This is a genomic window from Armatimonas sp. (assembly GCF_043760365.1).
Classification (GTDB): domain Bacteria; phylum Armatimonadota; class Armatimonadia; order Armatimonadales; family Armatimonadaceae; genus Armatimonas.
In genome coordinates this window covers 1-5009 of record NZ_JAYUPA010000394.1, presented here as the reverse complement: position 1 = coordinate 5009, position 5009 = coordinate 1, and the positions used below count along the sequence as shown (strand labels likewise).

Annotated in this window: 6 protein-coding genes; 1 reads left to right on the top strand and 5 read right to left on the bottom strand. The window is 57.8% G+C overall.

Going from position 1 to position 5009, the window contains the following annotated elements; genetic code table 11:
* Both ACH2EH_RS09405 and ACH2EH_RS09400 read right to left on the bottom strand, forming a co-directional pair.
* Nucleotides 1–181: hypothetical protein (locus tag ACH2EH_RS09405; RefSeq protein ID WP_395141066.1), on the bottom strand; the 181-nt coding region annotated here is incomplete at its 3' end.
* Nucleotides 182–196: 15 nt separating this feature from the next.
* The gene (locus ACH2EH_RS09400; RefSeq protein ID WP_395141064.1) at nucleotides 197–1021 is read right to left on the bottom strand and encodes an acetyl-CoA carboxylase carboxyltransferase subunit beta; all 825 of its coding nucleotides are present in this window, start codon (nucleotides 1019–1021) and stop codon (nucleotides 197–199) included.
* Between the two features lie 34 nt (nucleotides 1022–1055).
* Between ACH2EH_RS09400 and pheA the strand changes: the two genes are divergently transcribed.
* Nucleotides 1056–2129, top strand: a complete 1074-nt coding sequence (pheA, locus tag ACH2EH_RS09395; protein ID WP_395141062.1) for a prephenate dehydratase — start codon at nucleotides 1056–1058, stop codon at nucleotides 2127–2129.
* A gap of 12 nt (nucleotides 2130–2141) precedes the next feature.
* Here pheA and ACH2EH_RS09390 read toward each other — a convergent pair whose 3' ends face one another.
* The 3 genes from ACH2EH_RS09390 to ACH2EH_RS09380 all read right to left on the bottom strand — a co-directional run.
* Nucleotides 2142–3083 carry an endonuclease/exonuclease/phosphatase family protein gene (locus ACH2EH_RS09390; protein ID WP_395141060.1) on the bottom strand — a complete coding sequence of 314 codons (942 nt, stop codon included), beginning with the start codon at nucleotides 3081–3083 and terminating at the stop codon, nucleotides 2142–2144.
* 103 nt (nucleotides 3084–3186) lie between these two features.
* Nucleotides 3187–3912, bottom strand: a complete 726-nt coding sequence (locus tag ACH2EH_RS09385; RefSeq protein WP_395141058.1) for a PEP-CTERM sorting domain-containing protein — start codon at nucleotides 3910–3912, stop codon at nucleotides 3187–3189.
* A 263-nt stretch (nucleotides 3913–4175) separates the two neighbouring features.
* Nucleotides 4176–5009, bottom strand: an 834-nt coding sequence (locus tag ACH2EH_RS09380) for a ribonuclease J (protein ID WP_395141055.1), incomplete at its 5' end; no start/stop codon positions are given.

Below are 5009 nucleotides of genomic sequence, written 5' to 3'. Positions count from 1 at the left end.
GGACATTGTCCCAGGGCGTTAGTTTAGCAAAAAAGCGTTCCACGTAGCTATCTCGTTGCGTACGCAACTTCTGCGCCTCAGCCGAAGCCGTTGTATTTGCCGTCCGCTGAGCCGCTTGGTCCAGCTTCACTATATTGTCGTCAAGTTCGGCAAGAAACTGCTCAAACTCTTGGATACTCATGTTTTCCAATTCGTTTCAGGACCCTAAAAAAGCAAGCGTCTTTGCCAGCGTCGTTGTTAAATCTTTACGAGCGATGATCTTATCGAGCTGCCCGTGCTCTTGCATAAACTCGGCAGTGCGGTAGTTCGCAGGCGGCTTGACACTCTGTGCCTGCGCGGCAACCCGCTCGCCTGAAAGCCCAACCGTTGCGCCCGGCTCAGCGTAGATCACATCCCCGAGACTGGCGTAAGAAGCCACGGCACCACCGGTTGAGGGGTTGGTGAGCACGACAATATAGGGCACTTTCGCCCGGTCTAGCTGCGCCACGGAGAGGCTAGTCTTAGCCATCTGCATTAGGCTGGTAAGACCCTCCTGCATCCGTGCGCCCCCTGAGGCGCAGAAGGTGATGAGTGCACTTTTCTCATCGAGAGCGCGGTCGGCGGCGCGGGCGAACTTCTCGCCAAAGACGCTTCCCATAGTGCCCGCGAGGCGTCCCCACTCAAAATCGGAGATCGCCAAGACGCAGGGCTGGCCACTCAGAGTCGCCACACCGGTAACCAGGCCATCGGTGCGGGGATCGTCTCCGTCTTCCCCCGCGACCAGCTTATCCACATAGCCGGGGAACTGTAGGAAATCCTCGCTACGAAGCTCGCGCCGTCCGAACTCGACAAAGCTCCCTTCGTCGGCGGTGATGGCGATGCGCTCATCGGCGGTGAGACGATGGTGGTGGCCACACTTGATACAGACCTTGAAATCACGTTCAAAATCTTTGGTGTAGAGAATCGCTCCGCACGTGGTGCACTTGGTGAAAGCTCCCTCAGGTGCAACGGCAGGGGCGGGGCGGCGAAACCAGTCAGGCATAAAATTGCATACCTTGATATAATCCTGGACACGTATGTCGCTTCAAGAACTCCGGCGTCAGATTGACGCCCTCGATGCCCAGATTCTCGACCTTCTCTCCCAGCGGGCGCATGTCGTCCAGGAAGTCGGTCACTCTAAAACACGCACTCAGACCAAGTTTTTCTCGCCTGAGCGTGAGCGCCAGATCTTCGAGCGTCTCGAAGAGGCCAACCAGGGACCGCTTCCGCCCACGGCGGTTCGTGCGATCTTCCGGGAGATCCTCTCTGGGATGCGCGCACTGGAGGCACAGATCCGTGTCGCGCACCTTGGCCCAGCCGGGACTTTCTCCCACCAGGCAGCACTCGACAAGTTCGGCACTTCCTCTGAGCTAAAGGCCGCTGACACTATACCCGATGTTTTTGCACTCGTCGAACGGGGCGAGGCGGACTACGGGGTCGTCCCTGTGGAGAATAGCACCGAGGGAATTGTCCCCTACACGCTGGACATGTTCCACGAGAAGGGCACGCGCCTCAAGATCTGCGCGGAGGTCTATGTTCCCGTGGTGCACAATCTGGCGAGCAAGGCCGAGACGCTCTCTGAGATTCAGCGGCTCTACGCCCACCCGCAAGCCTATGCCCAGAGCCGCAACTGGATTCGCGATAATCTAGGAACGAGCATCGAGGTCATTGACGCCACGTCAAACTCCAAAGCCGCCACACTCGCCGCCGCCGACCCGACCAGCGCCGCGATTACCACGAGCATTGCCAGCGAGCTCTACGGCATCCCCCTGCTCGCGCAGCACATCGAGGACTCGCCGCACAACCGCACGCGTTTTTTGGTGATTGGGGAAAACACCCCCCAGCCATCGGGCAAGGACAAGACCAGCATCTTCTTCTCCGTGCAGCACCGCGCAGGCTCGCTCATGCGCGCCATGGCCGCCTTCGATGCCCACGACATCAACCTCACCATGATCGAGAGCCGCCCCACCAAGCAGCTCCCGTGGGAGTATGTCTTTTTTATAGATATCCAGGGCCACCACAAAGAGGCATCGGTCGCCCGCGCCCTAAAACTCTTAGAGGAACACAGCCTCTTCGTCACGATTCTGGGCTCCTACCCCGAGGCGAACTGACCCCGCCGGTCATCAGCGTTCTAGGTCGCAGACGAGCATTCTGTGATCGGAGTACTGGGTCTTGACGGCAATCAAAGCTTTGGCGCTGTGCTCCCGTAGCCAGAGCTGATCAATCCGGTGGATCGGCAGGTCGTTGGCGATGGTGTTGCCCCAACCCAGCCCGGCAAGTGGCCAGGCATCCTGAAGTTTGAGGGCGGTGAGTTCGGTGAAGATCCCATCGCCTGCCGGGGCATTGAGATCGCCGCCCAAAAGAAGTGCCCCCTCGCGTGGAAGCTGCTGCGCCACGGCGCGTAGCTCTGCACGGCGGGTTTGACGGTTCTCTGTGTGGGCTTTCCAGCACTCTGAGTTCCCGAAGTCCACGCGCAGGATACTAGGCGTCAGCCGGACACTGGCAACGATGCCTTGCGGTGTTTGCACGACCACAGCATAGCGCTGGAGTGAGCGAGGAAGCGGCATGGAGGTAAGGTTTGGGGCAAGCACAGCAGTGTCCAAACCAAGCACACAGTCATCTCGGCTCCCGTAGAGTTTCTCCGCAAGCACTCGAACACTCTCGGGGTTGGGGGTCTCTTGGAGCAACACTACATCAGGCTTCCAGGCACGTACTTCGTCAGCGGCCTTGGGATCTCCGCCCACACAGTTCAGTGAGACAACCCGCCAGGTACCTGTCGCTTTTACTGCCGTGGAGGGCGCAGAGAGCCAGCGCAGAGGATGCAGCAGGGGCCGTAGCTCATCCACAAAAAGTAACGAAAAAAACGCCCAGAGTGCCCAGAGTCCTCGCACACGCCGCCGTTTCCACCGCACTCCCGCCAACAAGCTCCCCGGCAGCGGCCAGCACCACACAGGAGTGACCGTCACTGCCGCAAGTGCATCGGTGCGCGTGGCGTAGCAAAGTGTCAGAAAGCCCAGTAGCAGCCCCGAAATTCCAGGAAAGAGCCACATGCGAAAGCGCTTCATGGCCTGTAGTGTACCGCCCTTTAGCTTCCCCAAATAGCAAAACCTCCCCGGTAGCATGCATACCGGGGAGTTTTTTGGCTAGTTAAGCCAGAAGCTTGCGAGCCTAGTGCTTGCGGCGACGGATTGCCAGTCCCGCGATTCCCAGGCCTGCCAGAACGAGTGTTCCTGGCTCAGGTGCAGTGCTAACGGAAGGAGCTGTAGTGATTACATTCGCACTGCTATTAGCGGAAACACCTCCACCGAGTACTGCTGCACCTCCATTGGTAATAATATCTCCTGTTGTACCCGCCATGCGCAGGAGAAAAATGGAGCCGTTTTGGTTTTGGGTGAGCGCAGCCGTGGTACCGAAGGTTACGCTTGATCCTTGATCACCTGCATTGGAGCGCTGATCCGTATCTGGAGTTGATGTAATCGCGTTCGTCATTACGCCACCACCATCAAGATCTGTATCACTCGTAGCACCAAATGTTAGCGTACGTCCACCAAAACCCGCAACGGAAAAGTTAGCGACAGCCGCATTACCCGTAGCCGTCTGGAGCTGGTACGCAAAAATCAGCTCAGTGCCATTGCTGAAGGCGGCAGAAATGAGGTTGCCGGAGATATTAAGCCCCGCATTAATCCCAGAATATGCAGCAGACTGTGTTGCCCCAAACTGAGAAAATCCCCCGGGGATTCCTCCTGTGGTATTCAAGAGGGAGTAGTTATTTAAACTTCCCACAGGGAGGCTTCCAAAAGTAACCTGGGCCTGGGCTGAGGTTGCTCCTAGAATCGCCCCAACTGCCAGGATACTAGGCACGATCTTCTTTAGATTTGTTCGATTTAAAACCATGGTTTATGTTTCCTTTTCTCTAGCGCTATTTAGAGAGGGCGAGCTTTTGAGAGATTTGAGTAACTCACCCGGGTTGATTATTGGAAACAACAGAACCATTCCGTACCTAGCGAGCTCTATTTTCTTACAAAAAATGTAAAAACACAGGGGGTTTCTCTCGGGTAAGTGGGGGCCGATGGCCCGCGCACTGGTAATCCTACCTAAAAAAAAGCCCCCTTCACCTTGCAGGCGAGGGGGGCGATCTTACACTCCCATCACGAATGTCAAACCCGCATCACGGAGGTCAGGATCACCGGGCGGCGGCCCGTGCGCTTCTCAATGAACTTCTTGAGAGCCATCCGTATATCGCCCTGGAGCGCTTCCGGCTCACGGGGGGATTCTTCCTCGCTGTCTTCGTCTTCCAGAAGCTTCTCCACCACAGTGGCAGCCTCGGCGAGAAGCTCATCGGCGCTGTCCATGTAGAAACAGCCACGTGAGAGAAACTCCGGCCCCCCAATCAGCTCGCCGCTCTCGGAGTCGAGAACGACCACGACATTGAGGAAACCATCGTTGGCGAGAAACTGCCGGTCGCGCAGAACCAGCTCGTGAATCTCCTGGCCCGTGTCGCCATCAATAAGCACCGCGCCCGAGGGAATTCGGTCCACGATCTCGCCTTTGCTGGTGTCCAGCTCCAGCACATCACCTAGCTCCAGCACGAAGACATCCTCGGGAAGCCAGCCCATGTCCTGAGCGTGCCGGGCGTAGAGAGCGAGCATCCGCCGCTCACCGTGCACGGGAATGACGTACTGTGGGTTGGTGATATTCAGAACCAGCTTCAGCTCCTCGGAGTAGCCGTGCCCGCTGACGTGCACGGGCATGAGGGCATCGTAGATCACATTGGCCCCTAGAGCGAAGAGCTTGTTGACCACCCGCCAGACCGCCGACTCGTTGCCGGGAATCGGCGACGACGACAGAACAATCGTATCGCCTTTCTGGATGGTCACTTGCCGATGATCGCCCGCCGCCATCCGTGAGAGGCCCGCGAGCGGCTCTCCCTGGCTGCCGGTGGTGAGAATGGTGATCTGATTGGCCTTACAGTTGCTGATATCATCGGCGCG